The sequence below is a fragment of the Actinomyces sp. HMT897 genome (genome assembly GCF_016626125.1).
Taxonomy (GTDB): Bacteria; Actinomycetota; Actinomycetes; order Actinomycetales; family Actinomycetaceae; genus Actinomyces.
This window is the reverse complement of sequence record NZ_CP067336.1, coordinates 1,594,785-1,617,942: the sequence shown is the minus strand read 5'-3', so window position 1 is coordinate 1,617,942 and position 23,158 is coordinate 1,594,785. Positions and strand designations below refer to the sequence as shown.

Sequence of the window (23,158 nt, the reverse complement as noted above, 5' to 3'; positions counted from 1 at the left end):
CCTAGGGTCAGGACAGGGGCACGGGCCCTCCTGCACGGCCCCTCACCCTCCCGTACCCCCGCACGGTCTGCTCCCGCAGCACAGGCCCTCCTTCAGGGCCCCTCAGCACTCGGCGCGTCCCAGGCGCCAGTAGCCCATGAAGGCCACCGCGCGCCGGTCGATGCCGCGCTCACCCACCAGGTGGCGGCGCATGGCGCGCACCGCGGCCGCCTCCCCGGCCAGCCAGGCGTACAGCGTGGCGCGCCTGAGCGCCGCCCCGCCCCTGGCCGTGCGCGGCACCTCCCACAGCAGCTCGTGGTCGACGTCGATCTCCTCGACCTCCTGGGGCGCCCCCGCCGGGCACAGCCGCGCCGCCGCCTCCCGCACGCCCTCGACCAGGGCCTGGCCGTGCGCGCGCCCGTCGCGGCCGGTCACCCGCACCTCGAGGCCCGGGTGGGCCGGCAGGTAGGCGGCGTCGGCGCTGCACGGCATCTCGACGACGGCGACGCCCCGGGCGTCCGCGGGCAGGTCCTGGAGGATCCGCGCGATCGCGGGTGCGGCCGTCTCGTCCCCGCCCAGCAGGTAGGACCCGGTGACGGCCGGCGGCACGAAGTCCACGCCCCCGGCCTCGTCCGCCCAGTCGCGGTCCGGCCCCAGCAGGACCGCCTCGGTCCCCACGACGGCGTCCGCGATCCACCGCGACGCCGGGCCGATGGGCTCGTGGACCACCGTGTCCACGTCCACCTCGGTCCCCTCCCGCCCACGGCGCACCGCCCGCGTGGTGTAGGTGCGGATCGGCGGGCGGTGCTCGTCGCCCAGCCCGCGCCACCGGCTGTACCAGTCCTCCCCGACGGGCAGGCGCTCGTAGCCCGACGACGGCGCGGGCAGCACCAGCTTAATGCGCTGGTCCCAGCCCGGGTCGCCGAAGCGGTCCAGGTCGCCGCCCGTAAAGGTGAAGCGCCGCATTGACGGCGTGATATCCCGGATCGATGCCACCGTCACGTGGAAGAACCGGAACGGGGACGACGTCGCAGGGGCTGAGTTCATGGTGTCTTCCTTCTTGCGGGCGTGGGACCGGCGCCCCTCTCACGCCCCGGCGTCGGTGAGCACGTGGTGGCGGCCCCTGGGGACAATGAGCGGTGTGCCCGAGACGGGGTCGGTAATGACGTCGGCCTCCAGGTCAAAGACCTTGGCCACCAGGTCCGCGTCCACCACGTCGCGCGGTGCCCCGGCGGCCACCACCCTGCCCCGCTTCATGGCGATAATGTGGTCGGCGTAGCGGGCCGAGAGGTTGACGTCGTGCAGTACCATGACCACGGTGGTGCCGCGCTCGCGGTTGAGGTCGGTCAGCAGGTCCAGCACCTCCACCTGGTGGGTCAGGTCCAGGAAGGTGGTGGGCTCGTCCAGCAGCAGCACGTCCGTGCGCTGCGCCAGGGCCATGGCGATCCACACGCGCTGGCGCTGCCCGCCGGAGAGCTCGTCAATGCTGCGGTCGGCGAGCTCGGCGGTGCGCGTGGCCAGCAGGGACTCCTCCACAATGCGCCGGTCCTGGGCGCCGGTGGAGCGGAACACGGACTGGTGCGGGTGGCGCCCGCGCCCCACCAGGTCCGCCACGGCAATGCCCTCGGGGGCGATGGGCTGCTGGGGCAGCAGGCCCAGCCGGGTGGCCAGGGTCCTGGTGGGGATCGAGCCCACCGGGGTCCCGTCGAGCAGCACCTGCCCGGACTGCGGGGCCAGGATCCGGGCCATGGTTTTCAGCAGCGTGGACTTCCCGCAGGCGTTGGCGCCCACGATCACGGTGATCCTCCCGCTGGGGATGGTCACGTCCACGCCGTCAACGACGACGCGCTTGCCGTATCCGGAGCGCAGGGCCCTGGTGCTGAGCTGGGGGGTGGGGTTCATGCGGAGGCGCCCTGTCTGTTGACGCGGGTGAGCTGGCCAATGAGGTAGGGGGCACCCATGAGCCCGGTGACCACGCCCACCGGCAGGACGGTGGGGAAGACGTGCTGGGCCAGCAGGTCACAGCCGAGCACGATGACCGCGCCGGTCAGGGCGGCCGGTACCAGCAGGGTGCGGTCGGTCTGCCCGATGAGGCGGGCCGCGACCGGCCCGGCCAGGAAGGAGACGAAGGCGATGGGGCCAGTGGCGGCCGTGGCGAAGGCGGACAGGGCCACCATTGTGATCACCAGCGTCAGGCGGGTGCGCTCCACGGGGACGCCGAGCCCGGTGGCCGCCTCCTCACCCAGGGTCAGAGGCCCCAGGTCCCGCCCGACAACGAGCAGCAGGATGCCGCACACGCCCAGCGCCCCGGCCAGGACCGGCACCTGGCGCCAGTCGGCGGAGTTCAGGGAGCCGCTCAGCCAGCGCATGGCGTCCACGGCCTTGTACACGTTGCCCTGCAGCTGCAGGTAGGAGATGACCGAGGTGAACATGGCCGAGACGCCGATGCCAATGAGGATGAGCCGCCCGCCCTGCGTGCGCCCCGAACCCGACAGCAGGTAGATGACCAGGGCCGTGGCCAGGCCGCAGGCCACGGCCAGGATATTGACGCCCGCGCCGGAGCTCGACCAGCCCAGCACCATAATGGCGAAGACCGCGGATGCCGAGGCCCCCGAGGTAATGCCAATGACGTCGGGGCTGGCGAGCTGGTTGCGCAGCATGGTCTGGGAGGTGGTCCCGGCCATCCCGAAGGCCATCCCGGACAGCAGCCCGATGACCGCCTTGGGCAGGCGCACCTCCCCGACGTCGAAGGAGGCGCCCGGGACGGTCTCACCGGCGATCACGCGCAGGACCTCTTCCACTGTGTGGTGGGTCCCGCCGGTCATGACCGTGGTCCACCACAGGGCCGCCGCCAGGGCGGCCAGGACGAGCGTGACGGCCCAGAACCGCAGGGTGCGGCGTCGGCGGCCGGGAACGGTAAAGCCGGGCTCCGGGCCGGAGGCGCCTATGGTGCCGGTAGCACTCGCGGTGCTGGTGGTGCCCACGGCTCCCACAGCGCTCGCGGCGCCCGGGGCGCCCGGGGTGCTGTTTCCGGTGCTCACGGTACTGCTCACAGCTCACGCACCTTTGCGCCGCGGGCGATCATAATGAGGATGGGGGCGCCCACGAAGGCCGTGACCACGCCCACCGGCAGGGCCGCCGACGGCCGGGAGACGACCCGCCCCAGCACGTCGGACAGGGTCAGCAGGCCGGAGCCGCACAGGGCGGACAGCGGCAGCAGCCAGCGGTGGTCGGATCCGCAGAGCATGCGCACGGTGTGGGGGACCATGAGGCCCACGAAGCCGATGGGCCCGGCGATGGCGGTGACCGCCGAGCACAGGAGCACGCCGGCGCCCGCCGCGGCCACGCGCGTGAGGGTGACGTTGACGCCCAGCCCGATCGCCATCTCCTCGCCCAGCGCCAGGGAGTTCAGGGGGCTGGCCACGAGGACGGCCAGGACGGCGGCCACGACGAGGAAGGGGGCGATCGTGGTCAGGGAGTCCCAGGTGCCCCGGCCCAGCGAGCCGACCTGCCAGAAGCGGTAGTCGTCCAGCCCCTGGGCGCGCGGCAGCATGACGGCGCTTATGACGCAGGACAGGGCGGCGCTCGTGGCCACGCCCGCCAGGGCGAGCTTGACCGGCGTCGGCCCGCCCGGCCCCAGCGACCCGACGCCGTAGACGAAGACCGCGGTGACCACCGCCCCGGCCAGGGCGAACCACAGGTACTGCCCGGCCGAGCTAATGCCCACGAAGGCGACGCCGACGAGGATCGCCAGCGAGGCGCCGGTGTTGACGCCCAGGATGCCGGGGTCGGCGATCGGGTTGCGGGTGACGGCCTGCATGAGGGCGCCCGAGACGCCGAGGGCCGCGCCCGCCGCCAGGGCCACGGCGGTGCGGGGCACGCGCTCGGAGACCGCCAGGGCGCCTATGTCGCTGCGCGAGCCGGTCAGGCCGCCGATGATCTCACCGAGGCCCACGGTCCGCGAGCCGAAGGCGATGGAGCAGACGGCGGCGACGGCCACCAGCGCCGTCAGGACCGCCAGGGCCAGCAGGCAGCGCCGCAGCTGGCTGCTGGCGCCCAGCGTCCGCGGGGCCTGCGAGCCAGCCGGGGCGGCCTGCGAGCCAGCCGGGGCAGCGTTCGCCGGGGCAGCCGGTGCCGAGTCCGCCGGGGCCTGCGAGCCCGCCGGGGCGGCCGGTGCCGGGGTCGCCGCTGGTCCAGGTGGTGGCCCGGACGGTGACGGTGCGTCCGGCAGGCCGGGCGCCGGGGCGTCGCCGGGTGCCGTCTGCTCGCTCACGCCCGGCTCACTTGGCCTTGTCGGCGGCCGCGGCAATGAGCTTGACGTAGTTCGCAATGCCCCACGGGATCGACAGCGGGCCGGGGTTGGTGGAGGCGGCCTGGGCGTTGTTGTTGCCGACGAAGGCGATGGCGCCCTTGCTAATGGCGGGGACCTGGCTGAGCAGGGTGCTGGCCTGGAGGCCCGCCAGGTCGCCCTCCTCGCCGTACATGACAATGAGGTCGAAGTCGGAGAGCATGTCCACGTTCTCCGAGGCAATGTCCACGTTGAAGGCGTCGGGCTTCTCCTTCGAGGCCTTCTCCACGGAGGCGGGCACCTTCATCCCCAGGTCGCTCAGGAAGGCGGTGCGCGGGTCGGCGGTGGTGTAGAAGCCGAACTTGGAGGCGTCCCCGTCCGCCGTGTAGCAGAACGCGGCGGCCTTGCCCGCGATCTGCGGGTAGGCGGCCACGGTGTCGGCGACCTGCTTCTCCAGGTCGGCCACGAGCTTGTCGCCCTCGTCCTTCTTGCCGATGGCGGTGGCGTCAATGGTGATCGTCTCACGCCAGGGCGTGCCCCAGGGGATCTGCGGGTAGGCCACCGTGGGGGCGATCTTGCTCAGCTTCTCGTAGTCCTCCTTCTCCAGGCCCGAGTAGGCGGCCAGGATGACCTCGGGCTTGGTGGCGTTAATGGCCTCGAAGGGGGTGCCGGAGGTGTCGTCGAAGAGGGTGGGCGCGGTCTCGCCCTTGGCCACGAGCTCGTCGACCTTCTGCTTGGTCCAGGGCAGCATGCCGGAGCCGTCCTCGACGCCCCAGGTCTGCTTGTAGAAGCCCACGGGCATGATGCCCAGGGCCAGGACGACGTCCTGGTTGGCCCAGGCGATCGTCGCGATCCTGGTGACGCCCTCGGGCACGTCGGTGGTGCCGAAGACGTGCTTGACCTGGATGGTCTTGCCGTCACCCTGGCCGGAGGAGCTCTTAGAGGAGTTCTTGGAGGAGCCGCAGGCGGCCAGGAGGGCGGTGGTGGACAGCGCCGCGGTGCCGATGAGGAAGGACTTGCGGGAGACGGACACAGGGCCTCTTCTCTGGGTGTTCACTAAACGAGGTTGGTCAATGACCGGGTGAGCACTGAAGACGCTAGTAGAGGAAAGGCTCCCCTAACAATAGACTGTGCGGTGCAGTGCCCCACGTTGACGCCGTGTCATTTCCGTCTGTCGGGCGCGGGCCGGGGCTTGGTGGCGTACACGCCTCCGGCCACGGTCCACAGCTCCCCGCGGTGCACGGCCTACTCCTCCCAGGAGTCCCAGGGTGCCGAGACCGCTTCAATGAGGTCCTGGTCCTCCTGGGCCGAGGGGGACGAGGCCACGGCTGCCGACTGGGCGTGGGCGGCATCGGCGAACGCGTCGGTACGGATGTCGGGTACCCAGGCCTGGATGAGCCGGTACCCCTGGTCGCGCATGGACTGACGATACCGGGCGGCACGGGCCCGTGCCGTCGCTGCGCTCATGACCAAATGCTACATGTAACGGGGGGCTCGGGGCCTAGAGCCTTGGTGCCTGCCTACTGGGCGGTCTACCGGGTGCCGTCGGCGCCGGTGACCCGGGCCAGGGCCGCCTGCCCGGCCCGGCGGCTGCGGTAGAGCAGGTAGGCGCCCAGGCGGTTGCGCCACGTCACCCGGGCGACTCCCGGCCACCGGTGCGTGACATAGGCAACGGCGTCGTCCACCTCCAGGCGGCGGGTCGAGTTGCCCACCCGCACCCACAGCTCGGTCCCCTGCCCCTTGGCCGAGGCGTAGACGGGGCGCGGGGAGGGCGGCACCGTCACACGGCACACCTGGGCGGTTCCGTCGGGGGTCGGGGCGAAGTCCACGCCGGGCAGGGCGGCGGCGGTCGTGCCCAGGCGGGTGCGCCACAGGTCGCGCAGCCACAGCTCGTAGCGGTCGGCATCAGGCTGCTTGAGGGTGGAGAAGTCCGGGGCCAGACCGATGAGGGTGCCCGCGTCGTCCACCCCGAGCAGGAGGGTGCCGCCGAAGGAGTTGAGGAAGGCGGCCACAGTCTTGACCACGACGTTCTCCATGGCCTCGTCGCGCCTGCCGGTGCGCATGTTCCAGCGGGCCGAGGACTTAAACTCCAGGCTCTCGCTCTCACCCGCCCTGGCCACCTGGGCGATGGGCTCCAGGGGGACCACGCGCTGGAGGCGGGCCAGGACCAGGGCCGTGACCGTCAGGATGAGGGCCGCGACCAGGGCGGCCGCGGACAGGGAGCGCACGGTCCACAGCCGGTCGTCGTCGAACAGGAAACCCGCGATGAGCAGGCCGATCCACAGGCCGACGAGCGTGGTCAGCGTGGCGGCGGAGGTGGAGATCGTAATGCGCCCAGCCAGGAGCCGCCGGGTGACCCGGCCCACGAGGTAGGCCAGGAGGAGCATCGCCTGCTGGGAGACGACGACGGCGACGAGGTCGGGGTTGTGCGGGTCCATGGGCCCATTCTCCCCCGCTCCCTCGTCTCCATTACGTGCCCGACCGCCCCGCTCGCCCCGGGCTGCTGCGCCGTGGCGGAGGGGCTCCAACTCTTCCCCGGCAGGGTGGGTGGTGCTGATCGCCGGCATAGGCCCGGGGTCGCCCGCTGGCTCTCCCCCGGCAGGGTGGGTGGTGTGCGTGGCTGCTACCACGGTGGGCGGCCCCGACATCATCCTTCTCGGTGGGGTGGGCGGTGTGGCGGCGGCCTCCGCCTCGGCCGCCGGTTCTCCTCCGGTGGGGCAGGTGGCCTGGCCGCCACCCTGGACCGTGCGACGCCTGTTCTCCCTTAGCGAGGGCGGGCGTCGGCGGGCGGGAGGCGGTGGGATTTAAGGGTTATACCGCCCTGTGACGCCCCGGCGACAGCTCCTCCTCGTGTCCCCGCACACAATAGGAATAACAGTTTGATAACCCTTTTGGTCTACCTCCTCGTGTTCCGTAGATCCTGTTGGGTAGAATGCCTTGTCACTGCTAAAGTCGCCTCCGCCCTGAATACCCGTCCGTTCCCTACCTGGAGACATCCGTGCCTTCCATCATGACATCCACCCCCACTGCGGGGACCACCCAGACGGCCGCTTCCGCCCCGGTGCCCCTGCCCTCGTCGGGCTCGCGTCGGGCTCTGGCCGCCAGCGCGGCCTGGTCGCTGCCCGTCATCGTCCTGGGCACCGCGGCCCCTGTCCTGGCCTCCACGGCCTAGGAGCTGACGGCTGTACCGCCTGGTGGCAGCGCTCCGGTCCCGGGGCGCCGACGCCGCCGGGCGGGTCGCCGCGCCGCGTCCCCGCGGGTGGGGTGCTGCGCGCCTCACGACGTCGGGCCCGCTCCCGCAGGTGCGGGGGCGAGGAGGGGCGGTGCCGCCAGCTCTACCGGCTCATGGCCCCGCTCCCCGTCCTGCGGGTACGAGGCCTGGTTCGCCACATGCTCACCCAAGAACAGCAGACCCACCCGTTCCCGCGGGTACGAGGAGCCCGGGCCGTCCTGTACGAGGGATATTCTGTGGACGAGGTAACGCCGTGTGTGCACGGCGGCCTGAGACGGTTGCCCCGCACACACAGTGTTGTCTATAACGTTATTCCGCGTGCAGAATGTTACGACCCGCACAAAGTATTTTGCGCACCCGTCCTGCAAGCGGTTCAGGCGCAGGCCGCCATGGTCTGCGCCACTACCTGCGCCACCGCCTGGGCTACCGCCGTCCGGCGCCCACTGCCTGGGCCACTGCCACCTGGCACCTGCGCCACCACCCGGCGCCTGCCGTCCGACGCCTGCTCCGTGGGTGGGACTCAGGTGGCGGTGTCGTGTCAGTACGGGCGGCTGCGCCTACTGCGCCCACCACGGGTGCGACCGCCCGCCAGCCCGGTGGCGTCGTGTCAGTACGGGCGGCTGGGTGCCCTGCCGTCATCCAGACTCTGGTGGTTGGGTGCCGTGCCGTCCTCTAGGCCCGGGCGGCGTCGCCCGGTACGGCCTCTGTGGGCGAGGATAGGGACGTGACCTCCGCACCCAGCCTCCCCGACCGCCCGGCAGACCGACGGGCGCAGGCCGCTGCCCCCGCCTCAGAGGCTCCTGCCTCAGGGACCGGCCCGTGCGCGGCCAGGCCCGCCGGGAACGTGGGAAGCTCGGGCGGGACGTCGTCGGCGGCTGGCCCGTGCGCGGCCAGGCCCGCCCTCTGGGAGGTAGACGACCCTGCCGCCAGGGCCGGCTCCACCGCGGAGGCTGGCACCTCGGCCTGCACGGCAGACCGCGTTGCCCGGGAGGATGGCCTCACCGACGCCCCGGCCCGTGCAGGCCGGGAGACGGACGACCCGTCCACCCAGGCCGCGGCCGCGTCCCCCGCAGCTGGCCCTGCGACCGGTTCAGTGGTTGGTCCTACGGGCGCCCCGACGTCCGGTCCGGCTGCGGACGGGCTGGCTGCGTCCGGTCCGGCTGCGGGAAGGGCGACGCCCCCAGCCGGTTCCCAGCCGTCCGCGACCCCGGCCTCCCGCCCGCCCGCCATGCCCCTGGCCCGCCTCGTCGTCGGCCCGCAGGACGCCCCCGCCCTGGTCCTCCTCCACGGCATCGGCGGCAGCGCCCTGTCCCAGGCCGACGCCGTGCTCCACTGGGCGGCGCGCGGCTACCGCGTGGTGGCCCTGGACGCCCGCGGGCACGGGCTGTCCCCGCGCTGGGAGCCTGAGGAGCTGGAGCAGGCCGGTGAGGTGCTGGTCCAGGACCTCATTGACGTCCTGGAGGAGCTGGCCGCCCGGCCCCGCTCCGATGGCCCCAGGGCCGGGGGCGTGCCAGCTGGTAGGCGCCTGCCTCCCGCCCCTGCCGGCCCCGGGGCCCGGCCCCGTGCAGCCGGCCGGGCCCGCGCCGACGTCGTCCGCAGTATGGCTGGTGCCGTGCGTGGCACCACCGGTGCCATGTACAACGCCGCTGACATTCTGCGTCGTGTCGCGACCGGACGCTCCCGGCGCGGCGCGGCGGCCGCCGACTTCGTGTGCCACGCCGCTGGCCTCGTGCACGACGCGGCCGGTGTCGTGCACAAAGCCGCTGGTGCCGTGCGCGGTCCGGACACCCCCGAGTCCGCAGGCCGCGTCGCCAGGCGGCACAGAGCCCGTTCTCACGACGAACAAGTACCGTTCTCGCGAGCAACAAGTACCGTTCTCGCGACGAATAAGTACCGTTCTCGCGGAGGGGGACGGGACGGGGCCCGCCCGGTCGTGGTCGGCCACTCCATGGGCGCGGCCACGGCCATGGTCGCCGCCGCACGCCGCCCCGACCTCGTGGCCGGCGTCGTCCTGGAGGATCCCGCCCGCTACGGCACCCGCAGCCCCGCGGAGCTCCTGCGCCGGGGCGCCGGACGTGAGCGCGCCCGGGAGAGGGTGTGCGCCGACCCGGCCGGGGCCGTGTCCCGCGCCCTGGACACCCCGTCCACCCCCGCCGTCGAGGCCCTGCCCGGGGTGTGGGCGGACCAGCGCACCGACCCCGCCCTGCTGCGTACAGGCGTCACCGCGCCCCAGGTGCCGTGGCTGGAGGCGCTCGCGGCCCTGCGCGTGCCCACGCTGCTGCTCAGCGGCGACCGCCCGGGCTCGGCCCGTGTCGGGGCCCAGGGGCTCGCCGACGTCGACGCCCTGGGCAGCCCCTGGCTGCGGACCGTCCTGGTCCCCGGGGCCGGGCACCAGATCCGCCGTGACGCCCCCCAGGCCTTCTACGACGCCGTCGACACCTGGCTGGCCGGGCTCCGTTAGGCTTGTCCCTCCCCGGGAGGCGCTGGGCGGGGCCCCGGCCTCTGATACCGGTGCGGCGTCAGCGCCAGCCACACCCCCTCCGCGAGAACGGTACTTATTGCTCGCGAGAACGGTACTTGTTCGCCGTGAGAACGGTACTTGTTGGTCGTGAGAACGGGCGGGTCCGGGAGACCCGCCGTGTCTTCCGACAGGGGGCCCGGGGACCATAGGCCGACCCAGGTGGCAGCGTGTCAGATAGAGTGCCCCAGAGCACTCCCAGCGATGACGCTGGCCCGACCGCAGGAGCACTCGATGACCCCAGCCACGACGCCCCACCGCACCCGCCGTCCTGTCGCTCGCACCCGCAGGCCCCCCACCCTGGGCCGCAGGCAGGTCACCGGCCTGGTCCTGGGTGTCCTGGCCTTCCTGGTCCCCTTCGTCGTCGACGTGCCCGACCTGGGTGAGCAGGGCGAGCGCATGCTCTCGGTCTTCCTCCTGGCCATCGTCTTCTGGGTCCTTGAGGCCATCCCCCTCATGGCCACCGCCGTCCTGGTCATCGCCCTGGAGGTCCTCCTGGTCTCCAACCAGGCCGTCCTGCCCGTGCCCGGGGACGCCGTCCCCTACTCCCTGTACCTGGGGGCCCTGGCCAACCCCGTCATTATCCTGTTCTTGGGCGGGTTCCTCATTGCCGACGGCGCCGCCAAGTACCACCTGGACAAGAACCTCGCGGCCGTCCTCATCAGGCCCTTCACCGGGTCGGCGCGCCGGACCGTCCTGGGTCTCATGGTCATTACCGCCCTGCTGAGCATGTTCATGTCCAACACGGCCACCACCGCCACCATGTTCGCGGTCATCGTCCCCGTCCTGGGGGCGCTGCCTGAGGGACGGCCGCGCGCGGGCCTGGCCCTGGCCATCCCGGTGGCGGCCAACGTCGGCGGCATCGGCACGCCTGTGGGCACGCCACCCAACGCCATCGCCCTGGGGGCGCTGGAGGACGCCGGCTACTACGTCTCCTTCGGCACCTGGATGCTCATGGCGGTCCCGCTCATGCTTATCGTCCTCCTGGGGGCCTGGCTGCTCCTGGTGGCCTTGTTCGTGCCCCGGGGCCTGGGCCTGGAGCTCGACATGGAGGCCACCTGGCACACCGACCGCCAGGCCGTCACCTTCTACGTCATCGCCGCCCTGACCGTCCTGGCCTGGATGACCGAGGCGCTCCACGGCCTCAACGCCAACGTCGTCGGCTTCCTGGCGGTGGTGGCCCTCATGGTCACCCAGGTCATGGACGGCAAGGATCTGGCCGCCCTGTCCTGGCCGGTGCTGTGGCTCGTGGCCGGGGGCATCGCCCTGGGGCACGGCGTAGGGACCACGGGCCTGGACACCTGGATCCTGGGGCTGGTGGACTGGGGCGCCATGAGTGCCACCGGCGTGGTCGTGTGCATGGGCCTGCTGGGGCTGACCATGAGCAACGTCATCAGCCACTCGGCCGCCTCCAACCTCCTCATCCCCCTGGCCATGGGCCTGGCCACGGGCATCGACGGCCTGGACCCCGTGGTCATCGCCGTGGTCCTGGCCCTGGCCTGCTCCCTGGGCATGAGCCTGCCCATCTCCACGCCGCCCAATGCCATCGCCTACGCCACGGGGGCGGTGACCACGCCGGACATGGCCAGGGTCGGGGTGGTCGTCGGAGTGGTGGGCACGGTGCTCCTCGTCCTCCTCATGCCCCCGCTGTGGTCCGCCCTGGGGCTGTTGGGATGAGCCGGGTGGCCGGACGGCGGCCGGTGGGCGACCCCGGTGACGCACCGTCAGTCCCCCGGGACGGCGGCCGGGGGCCGGGCCCGGAGGCGTCTGAGAGCCGTGCCGACGGCCAGACCAGCACCGACGGCCAGACCGGAGGCCAGCCCAGGAGACAGGAGCTCTTCCCCGGTACCCGGGACGGTGGCCGGGGGCCAGGCCGGGACGGTAGCCAGGGCCCGGGCCCGGGGTCCCCCGGGACACACCCTGGGACGCACCCTGGGACGGGGCCTGGGACGCGCCCTGGGACGGGGCCCCCGACCCTCCTCGTCCTCGTCGTCTCCCCGACGGACACGGGCGCCCAGGCGGCCCACGAGGTCGGGCACCAGCTCCACTACTGCGAGGTGGCCCACCAGCACAGCGTCGAGGAGATGCTGGCCTTCGTGGCCACCCGGCCCGACGCCGTCGTCCCCCTCATGATGGTCAGCGACGAGGTCGGCAGCCTCGACGTGCTGGCGGGCCAGCTCCAGGACCGCCCCGCCCTGCGCACCACCCGGCTGCTGCTGCTCACCAGGCGCGACGAGCTCACCCACCTGGGACGCGCCCTGGACGAGGACTGGGTCCACGAGGTCGTCTCCGTTCCCTGGACCCCCGGCGCCCTGGGGCACCGGGCGGGCGCCCACGTCACCCGCTGGCTGCGCGAGACCCTCCCCGACGACCCCCGCCTGGCCCACCTCGACGCCGACACCCCCCCGGACCTGCCTCAGGCCAGCCTCCTGTCCAAGTTCGCCGGGGACGACGACGAGCTCGTGGCCGAGCTCGTGGCCGCCTGCGAGCGGGTGCTGGGACCCCGCCCCCGCCTCCACCTGCCCAGGGGGGTGCGCGTCACCCGCGAGGGCATGCCGGTGGACGCCGTCTACATCCTGGAGCACGGGACGGTCGCCCTGACCCGGGTCACCCGCGCCGGGAAGGTCACCCTCCACCACGCCACGACCGGCCGCATTATCGGCATCCTCTCCCTGGCCTCCCAGGGCAGCGCCTTCGTGACGGCCACGACCACCAGCGAGGTCGAGCTCATCCTGCTGTCCGTGGAGCAGCTCGACCGGGCCCTGCGAGGGGACCCCATGACCGGGGAGGCGCTCGCGGCCCTGCTCATCCGCTCCCTGGTGGGGCGCCTGGAGCGCAGCGAGATCCTCCAGGTGGAGAAGATCGAGCTCCACGCCGCCCTGGACGCCGAGCGCTCACGCCTGGAGAAGGAGCGGGCCCGGCTCGCCGAGGCCCTTGACGCCCTGGAGCAGGCCCGCCTGGAGCTCCTGGCGCAGGAGCGGTTCGCGACGCTGGGCGAGCTGGCGGCGGGCGTGGCCCACGAGCTCAACAACCCGGTGGCCGCCCTGGAGCGGGCGAGCGCGCACGAGGGGGCGGCGGTGGCCACCCTCCTGGCCTCCCACCCCCGTGGGGACCTCGCGCGTGCCGCCCTGGAGCGGGCCCGGAACCTGCCTGCCCGCTCCACGGCGGACGAGCGGGCCCTGCGCCGTCGCCTGGAGAAGGCTGTGAGGGACCGGGAGACCGCACGGCGCCTGGTGGCGGCCGGTGTGGAAGATCCCGGCGAGGCGGCTCGTCTGGCACGCTCGACGGCGGATCTCGCCCTGGTGGAGGCGGCGGCCGGGGTGGGGCGCGGGGAGCGCAACACGGTCCTGGCCACCGCCCGCATCCGCTCCCTGGTGGCCGCCCTGTCCGCCTACGTGCGCCCCGAGGGCGGGGTCCAGGAGCGTGTTGACGTGCGCGAGAGCGTCGAGGACGCCCTGCGGCTGGTGGCCCACCGGCTCGATCACGTGGAGGTGGTCCGTGACTACTCCCAGGTGCCGCTGGTACCTGCCCGGGCCGGTGAGCTCGTCCAGGTGTGGACGAACCTCATCTCCAACGCGGCCGACGCCCTGGCCCGGGGGGCGACGGCCCTGTCCGGGAGCGCCCCTGCGGTGGCCGGGGGTACCCCTGCGGTGGCGGGGAGCGCCCCCGACGCCTCCCTGGGGCCACCCACCCTCACCCTGTCCGTGCGGCCCCAGGACGGGGGCGTGCGCGTTGACGTGGTCGACAACGGGCCGGGTATTGCCCGCGAGCACCTGGAGCGGATCTTCGAGCCGCGTTTCACTACCAACCACGGGCAGGTGCGCTACGGCCTGGGACTGGGCATGGGCCTGGCCAAGTCGGTCGTGGACGCGCACGGCGGCACCATTACGGTGGTCTCCCGCCCGGGGCGGACGCGGGTGAGCGTCACCCTGCCCCCTCAGATTCCGGGGGCGCTGGCAGCGGCTCCCGCCAACCCCAAGGAGGAGTCATGAAGCTGGTCGTGCTGGTGGTGGAGGACGAGCCCCCGGTCCGTGAGGCGGTGCTGGGGGACCTGGAGCACCTGGGCGCCACGGTGCGCCTGGAGGCGGCCCAGGACGTCGATGACGCCTGGGCGGTCGTCGAGGAGGTCGAGGAGGACGGGGACGAGCTCGCCCTGGTCCTGTCCGACCACCGCCTGCCCGGGCGCAGCGGCGTGGACATGCTCGTGGAGATGATGGGGGATCCTCGTACCGCCGCCGCGCGCAAGGTGCTGGTCACTGGCCAGGCCAACCAGGCCGACACCATCCGGGCCGTCAACGAGGCGGGCCTGGACCACTACATTGCCAAGCCGTGGAGGGCGGAGGAGCTGTGCGAGGTCGTGCGCGACCAGCTCACCGGATTCGTCCTGGACCAGGGGCTGGACCCGCTCCCGCACCTGCCCGCGCTGGACGCCGTCCGCGCCCTGGAGGCCCTGCGCTGACTCTGGGCCGCCGGCGCGGCGCCTGGTGGGGCTTCCGGCGCTTGGCAGGGCCTCTGGGTCCTGGCGGGCTCCGGGTCCTGGCGGTGCCCCGGCGGGTCGGTGAGGACGCCGGGGACGGTGACTGGTGGTGCTCGGGCCGGGTCTCCAGGACTCGGCGCAGGGCCGGTGGCACGGGCCGCCGGAGACGCGAGTCCCAGGGCCCTGAGCGGGGACCGGTAGGACCGCCGTGGCCGGGGCCCGGGTGCCCGGGCCCTCCGTGCGGCGGGTCGCGGCGAGGACGCCGGGGACGGGGCGGCGTCGCCGGTAGTCTGACCGCATGTCGAAGAAGAAGCGTCAGGCGCGTAAGGCCACCGTCTCTGCCCCCAGGCCCCAGAGGATCCCGTTCGTCGTCCGTCCCTTCGAGGGCCTGCCCGCGGAGGAGGACCTGGTGGCGATGATGCAGATCATCCCGGCTGCCTCCATGGGCGTGCGCCTCAACGAGGCCCACGGCGGGGGCGAGGTCACGCTCGTCACCGTCCTGCCCGAGCTCGCCCAGGGGCTCAGGCGCACGGACGGCGAGGTCCTGGTGGCCCTCCAGACCTCCATCCACTCCGGTGACGCCTCCCGCGACGTCGCCGCCGCGCTGCTGGCCACCCTGGAGCTGGGCAACGGGGCGGCCCTGAGGATGAAGGGCCTGCCTGAGCCCGGTGAGCGCCTCCAGGACGTCCTGGACCTGTCCGTCACGCCCCGGATCCGTGTGAGCGAGACCTTTGACTTCTGGCTGACCGAGAAGGACTCCGCCGACCCCAAGGCCCTGGAGGCCCTGGAGAACGCCAGGAAGGAGATGGCCCCCACCCGCCCGGTGCCCGGCGTCGAGCACGCCTACTGGTGCCGTATGAACGGCAAGGAGTTCGTGCGCTGGGTGCGCGGGGAGGACGAGGACGACTTCTTTAACGCCCTGGCCCGGGTGCACGCCGCGCGCCGGTCCGCCCTGGAGGAGGGGGCCCGCTTCATTGGCGCCTTCCGTGCCTGCGGCCTGGCCGTCCCCGTGTGGGAGCTGGTGGCTGGCACCGAGGCCGAGGAGTTGACCGAGCCCATGAAGGCCATGGGGGAGCGGCTGGAGGAGGCGCTGGCCGTCACCGGCCCGCTGGACGCCCACGCCCGTCGCGCCAAGGCCGGAATTATCTCGAGGCAGGTCAGCCTCTAGAGGAGCCTCCTTACCTCGTTCCCACCTCGTCCCCTCTCCTCTCCGCCCTCTCCGTGAGAACGGTACTTATTGCTCGTGAGAACGGTACTTATTGCTCGTGAGAACGGATGGGCTGTTCGCGGGGGTGGTCTGGCGCTCGCTGCTCGCGTGACCGGGCGAGGTGCCCGGCCGCCCAGCTGCAGGCCGGCCAACCGCGGGCCGCCTAAGCGCGACCTGGCCCTCAGCGGGGCAGCATGACGCTCATTCCCAGGGCGAAGGGGAACCCGGGGCGCAGGACGCACTGGGTGACGGGACGGGCCATGGAGGCCAGGGCGATGCCGTCGAGCATCTCGTCAGCAGGGCCGGACAGGGAGCCGGGGGCCAGGATGCGCTGGTAGGGGACCTCGAGGTCCAGGAACGTCATCCCGTCGCGGCGTACCGCCTTCCGCCAGGTCCTCGTCCTCATCTCCATGAGCGTGCCCAGGTGGAAGTGCATGACCTGGTTCTCGTCCAGCTCGCTGGGGACGCTCAGGAGGTGGTGGGCCTCAGGATCCTCCGGGGCCCGCAGGGTGAACAGGAGGATCGCCCCGTCGCGGGCGGCCCGCAGCATGAGGCGCCCCAGGTACACCGCGAAGGCGTGCTCGTTGAGGCTGGTGGCCATGACCTCCTGCACGGTCAGGGAGCGCGAGAGGGGCACGAGCGCGCCCGCCCCGGCGTCCTTGACCGCCCGCCTGCCGGTGGGGGTGGCGGCGTGCAGGCGCAGGGAGCCGTCGTTCTCCAGGGTGGCGACCTCCACCTTCTCCTGCCAGCGGCCTGAGCTCGCGGGGCCGTCCTGGGTGCGCAGGAGGCCCATGCCCAGGACGTCGGTGAGATCCGTGCCCGGCCGGTGCCAGGTGATCGTGGTGCCCTCGTGCCACAGGGGGACGACGCCGTTGAACGGTAGGCCAAAGCGCACGGTCTCAGTCATGGGGCCAAGCCTACGGGGCGGTCCCCGGCAGCGGCCGGGGGCGCGCGGTGGGACGACGGGCGTGGGAGCAGCCGGAAGCGGATGTGGTCGGCCCGGGCGCGGACGGAGCTGCTCTCACGGACCGGTCGGTGGGGTTGAGCCTGCGGGGTCGGCCCGGGCGCGGACGGAGCTGCTCCTGGTGGCCGAGGGAGACCTCGCTGCCGGGGTCTACCAGGGGGACTGCCCAGCTTGTCAGGATGAGGAAGGCGGAGATACGCTCAATTCACGCAAGATGAGCATAGTGCGCAGAGCGTGTGCGCCACCGGTTGGCAGGAGGTCTGATGACTACAGCGGCGGAGAGCAGGACCTACCTGCCCGAGGAGGAGGTTGCTGGGCGGTTCGGTGAGATCGTGGAGATGCTGTCCTCGCACGGGGCGTCCGCGCACCTGGTGGCTGGTGGTGAGACGATCGAGCTGAGCCAGTCCATGGCAGACCTTCTGGTCCAGGTCGCTCGGGCGATGCGTCAGGGGCTCGCGGTGACGATCGCCCCGCACGGCACCCGGCTGACGACGCAGGAGGCGGCCGACATGCTCGGCATCTCCCGCTCTACCCTGGTCAGGATGCTGGAGGCGGGGGAGATTCCCTTCGAGAGAGTTCGTCGGCACCGTCGGCTCTGTCTGTCTGACGTGCTTGAGTTTCAGCGGCGCCAGCGGCGTGCAGCGGACGAGGCGCTGGGTGACATGGTGGCGGATACGCAGGCTATGGGAGGGTATGACGACGATCCTGCACGACTGCGTGAGGTGCTTGCGGCTGTGCGCTCAGAGGGCTGACGACAATGTTCTCTGTAATGCTTGACGCCTGCGTGCTGGTACCCAGTACCTTGCGTGATGTATTACTCGAGATCGGTACCACACAGGCTTTCAGGCCGTTGTGGAGCGAGATGATTGAGGAGGAGATGGAGCGGGCGGTCCTCCGTCTGCGTGATGAGCGTGGTCGCGATCAGGAGGAGTCGCGCGGTTATGTCACCCGGCTCCGACGTCAGATGAACGAGGCACTTCCTGACGCGCGGGTACGAGGGTGGGAGGGCGCTCTGCAGTTTGTCCCGCGAATGCGTGACGCAAATGATGGTCACGTTGTCGCAGCGGCCCTCGTCGGGCGTGCGGACGTGATTGTTACTTTCAATCTCAAGGATTTCGAGGATGAACGTCTTCCGGGTGCTCTTTTCTCGCAATCTCCGGACGACTTCCTGATCGATCTTGTCGGGCTGTATCCGCGTCTTGTCCTCGACGCCCTTGACACTATTGTGGCAAGAACGGGGCGGAAGGGTCCCAGGTGGAGTGTGGACGATCTTCTTGAGAGGCTTGAAGTCGAGGGCTTGCATGGGTTCGTCACAATGGTGAGGTACGAGAGAGGCGTGTATCGGTAGCGCACAGACTGCAAGGGTTCTTGCAGATCTCAGTAGTTCTTGCGTCGGCCCTCCTCTTGACCCGGACATATCCGCATGATTCCGTGGGCCCTGTGTCAGCCTCCTACAAGAACTCGTGCAACCTGCAAGAAGTGGTGCTGTCTGCAAGAACTCGTGTCCGGGATGCTCGCCCTGCTGTCCCGCCTCCGGCCTCGACCTGGGCCCCGGTCCAGGGCCCGCTGGTTAAGCTGCCAGAAGACTACGGAGGTGGGGGCATCCTGCTTGTTGCCCCAGGGGCAGGGGCGCTCGGCCTGGACTGCCCCCGGTCCGGCCCGGATCCTGCCGTAGGCGGCGCTAGCAGACAGGCCGATGCTGGCCCCGCCTATCTCAGGCCCCGCCCGGCTCGGGGTCCCTACCTACTCCAGACTCCTAACCCGCCCCTCCCGCCGTCCTGCCTGGCCCTTACCTGCCCCAGTGCTCACCCGGCCCCGCCCAGGCCCTTCCCGCCCGGCCCCGCTGCGGCCCCTACCAGGCGTCCAGTATGTGGCTGGTGTGTCCCGTCCTGGTACGTGGTGTAGTCTCGTGCCCGTGAGCAGCACCAGCGGCCTGATTACCAGCCGGCGCGCGATGTAGACCGTCGCCCCGGCACTGCCCGCGCGCCCTCTGGACCACCGGTTCGGGGGGCGTTTTCGTTGCCTCTGCACCACCGAAACACAGGAGTCACCAGTGGCCCACCCGTCCCGACCAGCCGTGCCCACCGACCCGGACGCCGCCCGACAGGAGCGCAGCGCCCGCATCGCGGTCACGGTCTTCCCGCTCATTATGCTCGCGGCCTTCCTCGCCGCGTTCTTCTGGCCCGCCACCTTCGTGCCCCTGGCCGGCTACATGACGCCGCTGCTGGCCGTCACCATGCTGGGCATGGGCATGACCCTGTCCGTCCCCGACTTCACCATGATCGCCCGCCACCCCGGGCCGGTCGTGCTGGGTGTGTGCAGCCAGTACGCCATTATGCCGCTGGTGGGCTGGGGCGTGGCGAGTCTGCTGCCGCTGCCCGACGAGCTCAAGGTCGGCATTATCCTCATTGGCTGCGTCCCCGGCGGGACGACGTCGAACGTGTGCACCTTCCTGGCCAAAGGAAACACCGCCCTGAGCGTGTCCATGACCGCCTTCTCCACCATGCTCGCACCGGTTGTCACCCCGACGCTGACCCTGTGGCTGGCAGGGACCTACATGGAGGTGCCCGCCGGGCAGATGGCGCTGTCCATTGTCCAGATCGTGCTCCTGCCGGTCGGCTTCGGGCTGGCGTGCAACGTGTTCCTCCACCGCCAGGTCGCCCGCATCCAGCCCGCCATGCCGTGGGTCTCGGTGGTCGCGATCGCCGGGGTGGTCGCCGCCGTGGCGGCCAAGAGCCAGGCGCTCATCGCCACCGCTGGGTTCCTCATGTTCGCGGCCATCGCCCTGGAGAACGCCGTCGGGTACGCGCTCGGCTACGCCGCCGCCCGGGCCCTCGGCGTCTCACGCGCCGACCGGCGCACCATCTCCATCGAGGTGGGGCTCCAGAACGCCGGGCTCGGCTCCACCCTGGCCGCCCACTACCTCAGCGCGGCAGTGGCCGCCCCCTGTGCGGTGGCTACCTTCTGGCACACGATCAGCGGCTCCCTGCTGGCCATGTACTGGCGTCTGCGCGGCTTCCCCGCGGGCGAGGACTCGCAGGCCCCCGTCCGCCGGCTGTGGGAGCGGAAGGGTCGCGACGCCGCCCTGGAGCCCGCGGGCGCCGAGGCCTGAGGCCTCGCCCCGGGGCGGTCGTCAGGAGCCAGCCCGTGGCGTAGCGGGGCCTTGAGGCACTCGCCCCGGGGCGGGTCTGCTAGGTGCGTGCAGCCGGTACGCCACCGGTCCCGCCCTGGGGCGGAGGCCCGCAACGCCTGCGGATCCACCTTCCCGCCCTGCCACCACGACCCGCCCCGGCTCAGCGTCCACCGCGCAGGAGGATCCGGAGCACCTCCGGGGCCGAGTAGCGGCGCGGCTGGGAGCCGGGGTTGACGGTCTCCAGGACGCCGAGGTCGACCAGCTGACCCACCAGGCTGTTGGCGCGCCCGTAGGACAGGCCCAGCTCCCTCTGGACCTGGCGCACGGTGAAGGACGGGTTGGCCACGGCGAGGTCCACCAGGTCTGGCGCGCGTGCCGAGCGCAGCGAGGAGGCCCGGACCCGGTCCCGCAGGGCCCCCTGCACCTCCACCAGTGCCAGCATCTGCTCCCTGGTGGCGGTGGCGGCGTCGGCCAGGCCGTGTGCGAAGAAGGACAGGAAGGAGTCCCAGTCACCGTCGGTGCTCACCCCCAGGAGCGCGTCGTAGTACTCGGTGCGGCGGGCCTCGAACCAGGGGGAGACCGTCAGGGTGGGCTCGGAGAGCAGCCCGGTGCGCATGAGCGTGAGCACAATGAGGTAGCGTCCGAGCCGTCCGTTGCCGTCCCGGAAGGGGTGGAGCGTCTCGAACTGGTAGTGCACCATCCCGGCCACGACGACGGGGTCTATACGTCCGTGGTGGTCCGTCCCCAGCCAGTCCAGGAGGGCCGTCACCCCGGCACGCAGCTGGTCCCCCGGTGGTACCGGGACGAACCTGCTGGCCTCGACCGGTGTGACCTCGGGCCCGGCGACGTCGCGGCGGCCGACGACCACCTGCCCCTGGCGCAGCCGTCCGGACTCCCCCTCCAGCGGCGTGGCGCGCATGAGGCGGACCTGGAGGTCCTCAATGAGTCCCAGGGTCAGAGGGCGCCCCTCGCCTATCCAGTCGAAGCCCAGCTGGGCCATGCTGACGTAGTTGAGGATCTCAGTCATCTGGGCGGAGGTGGGGGCGTCGGCGTCGGCCGTGAGCACCTCCTCCAGCGGGGCGTAGGTCCCCTCCAGCGCGGAGGTGGACTGGGCCTCCCGACGCAGTGAGGGCGTCCGCAGCAGGTAGGGGTTGGGCAGGCGCCGCGCCGTGGCGTCCAGGGCCGCCAGCGCCCGCCCGGCTGCCGCGACGGCCCGGTAGGTAGAGCCCGCCAGCACCGGCTCGTCAGGTCCCAGGGGGACCGGTACGAAGGCGTGGTGGCGCCAGTCGCCCAGGTACGGGTCCGACCCGGTGATCTCGACCAGCTCCCCCATAGCCGGGTTCCTGAACATGCTCACATCCACCATGTCATACTAACGGCCCTTGTCTGACATGGGTAAGATCAGCTTTTCACACAACGGGCACTTGTGTGAAAAGTAGTCGGTGGGCATGTCACACATGTGCCATGAGGCGGGAGGTGGGCCGTCCTGCTTGGTGGTCCCGCGCTCGGCCCTCCGCCCGGCCGCCCCGCTTGGGGACTGCGCTCGCGGGCGGTCTCCCTGCTGCCTGACCCCGCGCCCGGGGCGCCCCGGCGCGGTTGGCCGGGGTGAGGGCACCCGTGTGGGCCCCGACCCTGCCCGGCCCGCCCCGCTTACCGCTGCTGGGCCCGGTGCCTGCGCCGCTCGGCCTTGCGGTGGCGCTGCCAGCGCTGGACGGGGCGTTCCGTCAGCGCCAGCAGGGCCAGGACCTCCAGCGCCAGGCCCGCGATGGAGACCAGGGTCGCGTGACGCACCCCCAGGGTGGTGATGTGCCCGGCCGTGGTCAGGGCCGACAGGGTCAGGACCGTCAGCAGCGCGGTGCGGGACCTGGGGTGCCCGACCCAGGAGGCCCAGGCCAGGACGGCCAGGAGGGTCGTCATAAAGCTGCTCAGGCCTATGACCACCCAGTAGGCGACCGCCTCGGGGTCGGCCACGCCCTCGTCACGCAGGGCCTGCGCGGTCAGGAGGATGGTGGAGTCGCTGAGCAGGCGCACCGCGTCAGCCAGCACCGCCAGCCCCACCAGGGCCAGGCCGACCAGCAGCCCGCCGGGGCGCTGCCGGCTGGCCCGGGCGTCCAGGGCGCGGGCGCGGGCCAGGTCCACGGAGCGGACGTCGTCCACGACGACGTCGTGCAGGTTCAGCACGTAGAGGTCGCCGTCGGTCTCAATACGGTCGCCCCCGCCGTTCCTGTCGTGGTAGGCGGTGAAGAAGTCCGGCCACACCTCGGTGGAGGCCTCCTGGCTGGCCCACATGACGTCGTCGACCACGTAGTTGCGCTCAATGTCGATGTTCGCGTCGATCTTGTGGGTGACCTGGCCGGTCAGGGTGCTCAGGCCCACAGAGCGGTCGTAGGTGGCGCCCCCGAGCCAGTCCACGACGCGGCCCCCGGGCAGGACCCACCCGGCAGGGGTGTGCCAGAAGCGCACGTGGTGGCGCTGGGCGGGGTTGCCCTCCACCTCCTTCTGGTAGGCGAAGTCCTGACCCCGCCCGAACAGGGTGAGTGTGGAGACCGGGGCCGCCGGGTAGGAGCGGCGTGTCAGGGAGGAGACGACGATCCTCCAGGAGGAGGCGGGCGTGATGGGGTCGGCGCGCGCCCAGCCGGCGCGCGTCATGGCCTCGTGGATGTCGTCCTCGTCCCCCAGGACGGCCAGGTTGACCGGGTCCCCCAGGACGCCGTCGGTGGTGCGGGTGCGGCCGATGAAGTAGTCGGGCACGTACAGCCAGGTGAGGACCTGGTGGAGGCGGGGGATGGCCAGGTAGGCCAGGAGCACCCAGAACAGGACGAGTGCCAGGACGGACCAGGGGGACACGTGCCAGCCCGCACCGATGACGGCCCACGCCAGCCACACGGTGGCCAGGGCGGCCACGGCGAAGAAGACGGCGTCCACGACGTCGTCCAGGCCCCAGGAGCGGGCGCGCGCCTCGGAGAGCTTGTCGTCGTGCGAGCGGTAGGTGGGTGCCGTGGTGGGGCGCGGCCGGGTCGCCACAGGGTCACTCATGTCGCCACCGTAGCGGGGAGCCCGCCTCGGGGCGGCACGCTCCGACCCGCACGCCCGGGCCCGCCTGCGCCGTCGTGGGGAGCCCGCCTCGGGGCGGCACGCTCCCTGCTAGTTGCGGGCGGCGTCGAGCAGCGTCTGGGCCAGGACGGGGTCGGCCCTGCGGTCGGACTGCCGGGTGACGGCCAGCCCGGAGGCGGTGCAGGCGTAGGTTGCCACGCTGGTGCGGCTGGACACGCTCCCGGTGGACAGCCCCAGGGAGCCCAGGCCGTCGCAGCTGGCGACGGCGCGGATGTCGCGTGTCACGCTGCCTCTGGTGCCCGGGTG

Annotated in this window: 21 protein-coding genes; 9 read left to right on the top strand and 12 right to left on the bottom strand. The window is 72.1% G+C overall.

Annotation, left to right across the window (positions count from 1 at the left end; translation table 11 throughout):
- Positions 1-102: 102 nt before the first annotated feature.
- From JJJ15_RS06460 to JJJ15_RS06430, 7 genes are all read right to left on the bottom strand, one after another.
- A complete protein-coding gene (locus tag JJJ15_RS06460) occupies positions 103-1,026 on the bottom strand; it encodes a siderophore-interacting protein (protein ID WP_106109961.1) in 924 nt (307 codons plus the stop codon).
- A gap of 39 nt (positions 1,027-1,065) precedes the next feature.
- Positions 1,066-1,881 carry an ABC transporter ATP-binding protein gene (locus tag JJJ15_RS06455; protein ID WP_200511837.1) on the bottom strand — a complete coding sequence of 272 codons (816 nt, stop codon included), beginning with the start codon at positions 1,879-1,881 and terminating at the stop codon, positions 1,066-1,068.
- Positions 1,878-3,032 (bottom strand): iron ABC transporter permease, encoded by a 1,155-nt coding sequence (locus tag JJJ15_RS06450; protein WP_165271619.1) that lies wholly within the window; start codon positions 3,030-3,032, stop codon positions 1,878-1,880. Before JJJ15_RS06450 ends, JJJ15_RS06455 begins: the two co-directional genes overlap by 4 nt.
- Entirely contained in the window at positions 3,029-4,252 is a 1,224-nt protein-coding gene (locus tag JJJ15_RS06445; protein WP_246742198.1) for an iron ABC transporter permease, read from the bottom strand. Before JJJ15_RS06445 ends, JJJ15_RS06450 begins: the two co-directional genes overlap by 4 nt.
- A 7-nt stretch (positions 4,253-4,259) precedes the next feature.
- Complete coding sequence (locus JJJ15_RS06440) at positions 4,260-5,300, bottom strand: iron-siderophore ABC transporter substrate-binding protein (RefSeq protein WP_200511836.1); 1,041 nt, start codon at positions 5,298-5,300, stop codon at positions 4,260-4,262.
- A gap of 212 nt (positions 5,301-5,512) precedes the next feature.
- Entirely contained in the window at positions 5,513-5,734 is a 222-nt protein-coding gene (locus JJJ15_RS06435; protein ID WP_200511835.1) for an antitoxin MazE-like protein, read from the bottom strand.
- 65 nt (positions 5,735-5,799) lie between these two features.
- Positions 5,800-6,705 (bottom strand): ATP-binding protein, encoded by a 906-nt coding sequence (locus JJJ15_RS06430; protein WP_200511834.1) that lies wholly within the window; start codon positions 6,703-6,705, stop codon positions 5,800-5,802.
- Positions 6,706-7,265: 560 nt separating this feature from the next.
- Between JJJ15_RS06430 and JJJ15_RS06425 the strand changes: the two genes are divergently transcribed.
- The 3 genes from JJJ15_RS06425 to JJJ15_RS06410 all read left to right on the top strand — a co-directional run bounded on the left by JJJ15_RS06425 (position 7,266) and on the right by JJJ15_RS06410 (position 11,694).
- Positions 7,266-7,439, top strand: a complete 174-nt coding sequence (locus JJJ15_RS06425; protein WP_200511833.1) for a hypothetical protein — start codon at positions 7,266-7,268, stop codon at positions 7,437-7,439.
- A gap of 1,288 nt (positions 7,440-8,727) precedes the next feature.
- Positions 8,728-9,960: an alpha/beta fold hydrolase gene (locus JJJ15_RS13445; RefSeq protein WP_281433037.1), complete on the top strand. Its 1,233-nt coding sequence runs from the start codon at positions 8,728-8,730 to the stop codon at positions 9,958-9,960.
- Between the two features lie 291 nt (positions 9,961-10,251).
- Positions 10,252-11,694: a DASS family sodium-coupled anion symporter gene (locus tag JJJ15_RS06410; protein WP_200511832.1), complete on the top strand. Its 1,443-nt coding sequence runs from the start codon at positions 10,252-10,254 to the stop codon at positions 11,692-11,694.
- A gap of 47 nt (positions 11,695-11,741) precedes the next feature.
- On the opposite strand, the gene JJJ15_RS06405 is transcribed toward JJJ15_RS06410, so the two are convergent.
- Positions 11,742-12,089, bottom strand: a complete 348-nt coding sequence (locus JJJ15_RS06405; protein ID WP_200511831.1) for a hypothetical protein — start codon at positions 12,087-12,089, stop codon at positions 11,742-11,744.
- Between JJJ15_RS06405 and JJJ15_RS06400 the strand changes: the two genes are divergently transcribed.
- From JJJ15_RS06400 to JJJ15_RS06390, 3 genes are all read left to right on the top strand, one after another.
- Positions 12,075-14,009: an ATP-binding protein gene (locus tag JJJ15_RS06400; RefSeq protein ID WP_200511830.1), complete on the top strand. Its 1,935-nt coding sequence runs from the start codon at positions 12,075-12,077 to the stop codon at positions 14,007-14,009. The two genes, JJJ15_RS06405 and JJJ15_RS06400, sit on opposite strands and share 15 nt — an antisense overlap.
- Positions 14,006-14,476, top strand: a complete 471-nt coding sequence (locus JJJ15_RS06395) for a response regulator (protein WP_106109954.1) — start codon at positions 14,006-14,008, stop codon at positions 14,474-14,476. Before JJJ15_RS06400 ends, JJJ15_RS06395 begins: the two co-directional genes overlap by 4 nt.
- A 316-nt stretch (positions 14,477-14,792) precedes the next feature.
- Positions 14,793-15,662, top strand: coding sequence for a DUF5926 family protein (locus JJJ15_RS06390; protein ID WP_200511829.1), 870 nt, complete (start codon positions 14,793-14,795; stop codon positions 15,660-15,662).
- 220 nt (positions 15,663-15,882) lie between these two features.
- On the opposite strand, the gene JJJ15_RS06385 is transcribed toward JJJ15_RS06390, so the two are convergent.
- Positions 15,883-16,608: a hypothetical protein gene (locus tag JJJ15_RS06385; protein WP_246742197.1), complete on the bottom strand. Its 726-nt coding sequence runs from the start codon at positions 16,606-16,608 to the stop codon at positions 15,883-15,885.
- A gap of 320 nt (positions 16,609-16,928) precedes the next feature.
- Between JJJ15_RS06385 and JJJ15_RS06380 the strand changes: the two genes are divergently transcribed.
- The 3 genes from JJJ15_RS06380 to JJJ15_RS06370 all read left to right on the top strand — a co-directional run bounded on the left by JJJ15_RS06380 (position 16,929) and on the right by JJJ15_RS06370 (position 19,777).
- The gene (locus JJJ15_RS06380; protein WP_106109949.1) at positions 16,929-17,417 is read left to right on the top strand and encodes a helix-turn-helix domain-containing protein; all 489 of its coding nucleotides are present in this window, start codon (positions 16,929-16,931) and stop codon (positions 17,415-17,417) included.
- Between the two features lie 5 nt (positions 17,418-17,422).
- Positions 17,423-18,013 (top strand): PIN domain-containing protein, encoded by a 591-nt coding sequence (locus JJJ15_RS06375; protein WP_200511828.1) that lies wholly within the window; start codon positions 17,423-17,425, stop codon positions 18,011-18,013.
- A gap of 705 nt (positions 18,014-18,718) precedes the next feature.
- Positions 18,719-19,777, top strand: a complete 1,059-nt coding sequence (locus JJJ15_RS06370) for a bile acid:sodium symporter family protein (protein WP_246742196.1) — start codon at positions 18,719-18,721, stop codon at positions 19,775-19,777.
- A 181-nt stretch (positions 19,778-19,958) separates the two neighbouring features.
- Here the strand turns inward: JJJ15_RS06370 and JJJ15_RS06365 are convergent, their stop codons facing one another.
- The 3 genes from JJJ15_RS06365 to JJJ15_RS06355 form a co-directional block, all read right to left on the bottom strand.
- On the bottom strand, positions 19,959-21,149 hold the full coding sequence (locus tag JJJ15_RS06365) for a Fic/DOC family N-terminal domain-containing protein (protein WP_246742246.1): 1,191 nt from the start codon (positions 21,147-21,149) through the stop codon (positions 19,959-19,961).
- 299 nt (positions 21,150-21,448) lie between these two features.
- Positions 21,449-22,834, bottom strand: a complete 1,386-nt coding sequence (locus tag JJJ15_RS06360) for an LssY C-terminal domain-containing protein (RefSeq protein ID WP_106109946.1) — start codon at positions 22,832-22,834, stop codon at positions 21,449-21,451.
- Between the two features lie 108 nt (positions 22,835-22,942).
- Positions 22,943-23,137, bottom strand: coding sequence for a hypothetical protein (locus JJJ15_RS06355; protein ID WP_174714768.1), 195 nt, complete (start codon positions 23,135-23,137; stop codon positions 22,943-22,945).
- Positions 23,138-23,158 lie beyond the last annotated feature (21 nt).

Coding starts and splice junctions, on each gene's coding strand:
- JJJ15_RS06460 (WP_106109961.1), bottom strand. CDS start 1,026: ATGAACTCAGCCCCTGCGACGTCGTCCCCGTTCCGGTTCTTCCACGTG.
- JJJ15_RS06455 (WP_200511837.1), bottom strand. CDS start 1,881: ATGAACCCCACCCCCCAGCTCAGCACCAGGGCCCTGCGCTCCGGATAC.
- JJJ15_RS06435 (WP_200511835.1), bottom strand. CDS start 5,734: ATGAGCGCAGCGACGGCACGGGCCCGTGCCGCCCGGTATCGTCAGTCC.
- JJJ15_RS06430 (WP_200511834.1), bottom strand. CDS start 6,705: ATGGACCCGCACAACCCCGACCTCGTCGCCGTCGTCGTCTCCCAGCAG.
- JJJ15_RS13445 (WP_281433037.1), top strand. CDS start 8,728: ATGCCCCTGGCCCGCCTCGTCGTCGGCCCGCAGGACGCCCCCGCCCTG.
- JJJ15_RS06410 (WP_200511832.1), top strand. CDS start 10,252: ATGACCCCAGCCACGACGCCCCACCGCACCCGCCGTCCTGTCGCTCGC.
- JJJ15_RS06395 (WP_106109954.1), top strand. CDS start 14,006: ATGAAGCTGGTCGTGCTGGTGGTGGAGGACGAGCCCCCGGTCCGTGAG.
- JJJ15_RS06390 (WP_200511829.1), top strand. CDS start 14,793: ATGTCGAAGAAGAAGCGTCAGGCGCGTAAGGCCACCGTCTCTGCCCCC.
- JJJ15_RS06385 (WP_246742197.1), bottom strand. CDS start 16,608: ATGACTGAGACCGTGCGCTTTGGCCTACCGTTCAACGGCGTCGTCCCC.
- JJJ15_RS06380 (WP_106109949.1), top strand. CDS start 16,929: ATGACTACAGCGGCGGAGAGCAGGACCTACCTGCCCGAGGAGGAGGTT.
- JJJ15_RS06375 (WP_200511828.1), top strand. CDS start 17,423: ATGTTCTCTGTAATGCTTGACGCCTGCGTGCTGGTACCCAGTACCTTG.
- JJJ15_RS06365 (WP_246742246.1), bottom strand. CDS start 21,149: ATGTTCAGGAACCCGGCTATGGGGGAGCTGGTCGAGATCACCGGGTCG.
- JJJ15_RS06360 (WP_106109946.1), bottom strand. CDS start 22,834: ATGAGTGACCCTGTGGCGACCCGGCCGCGCCCCACCACGGCACCCACC.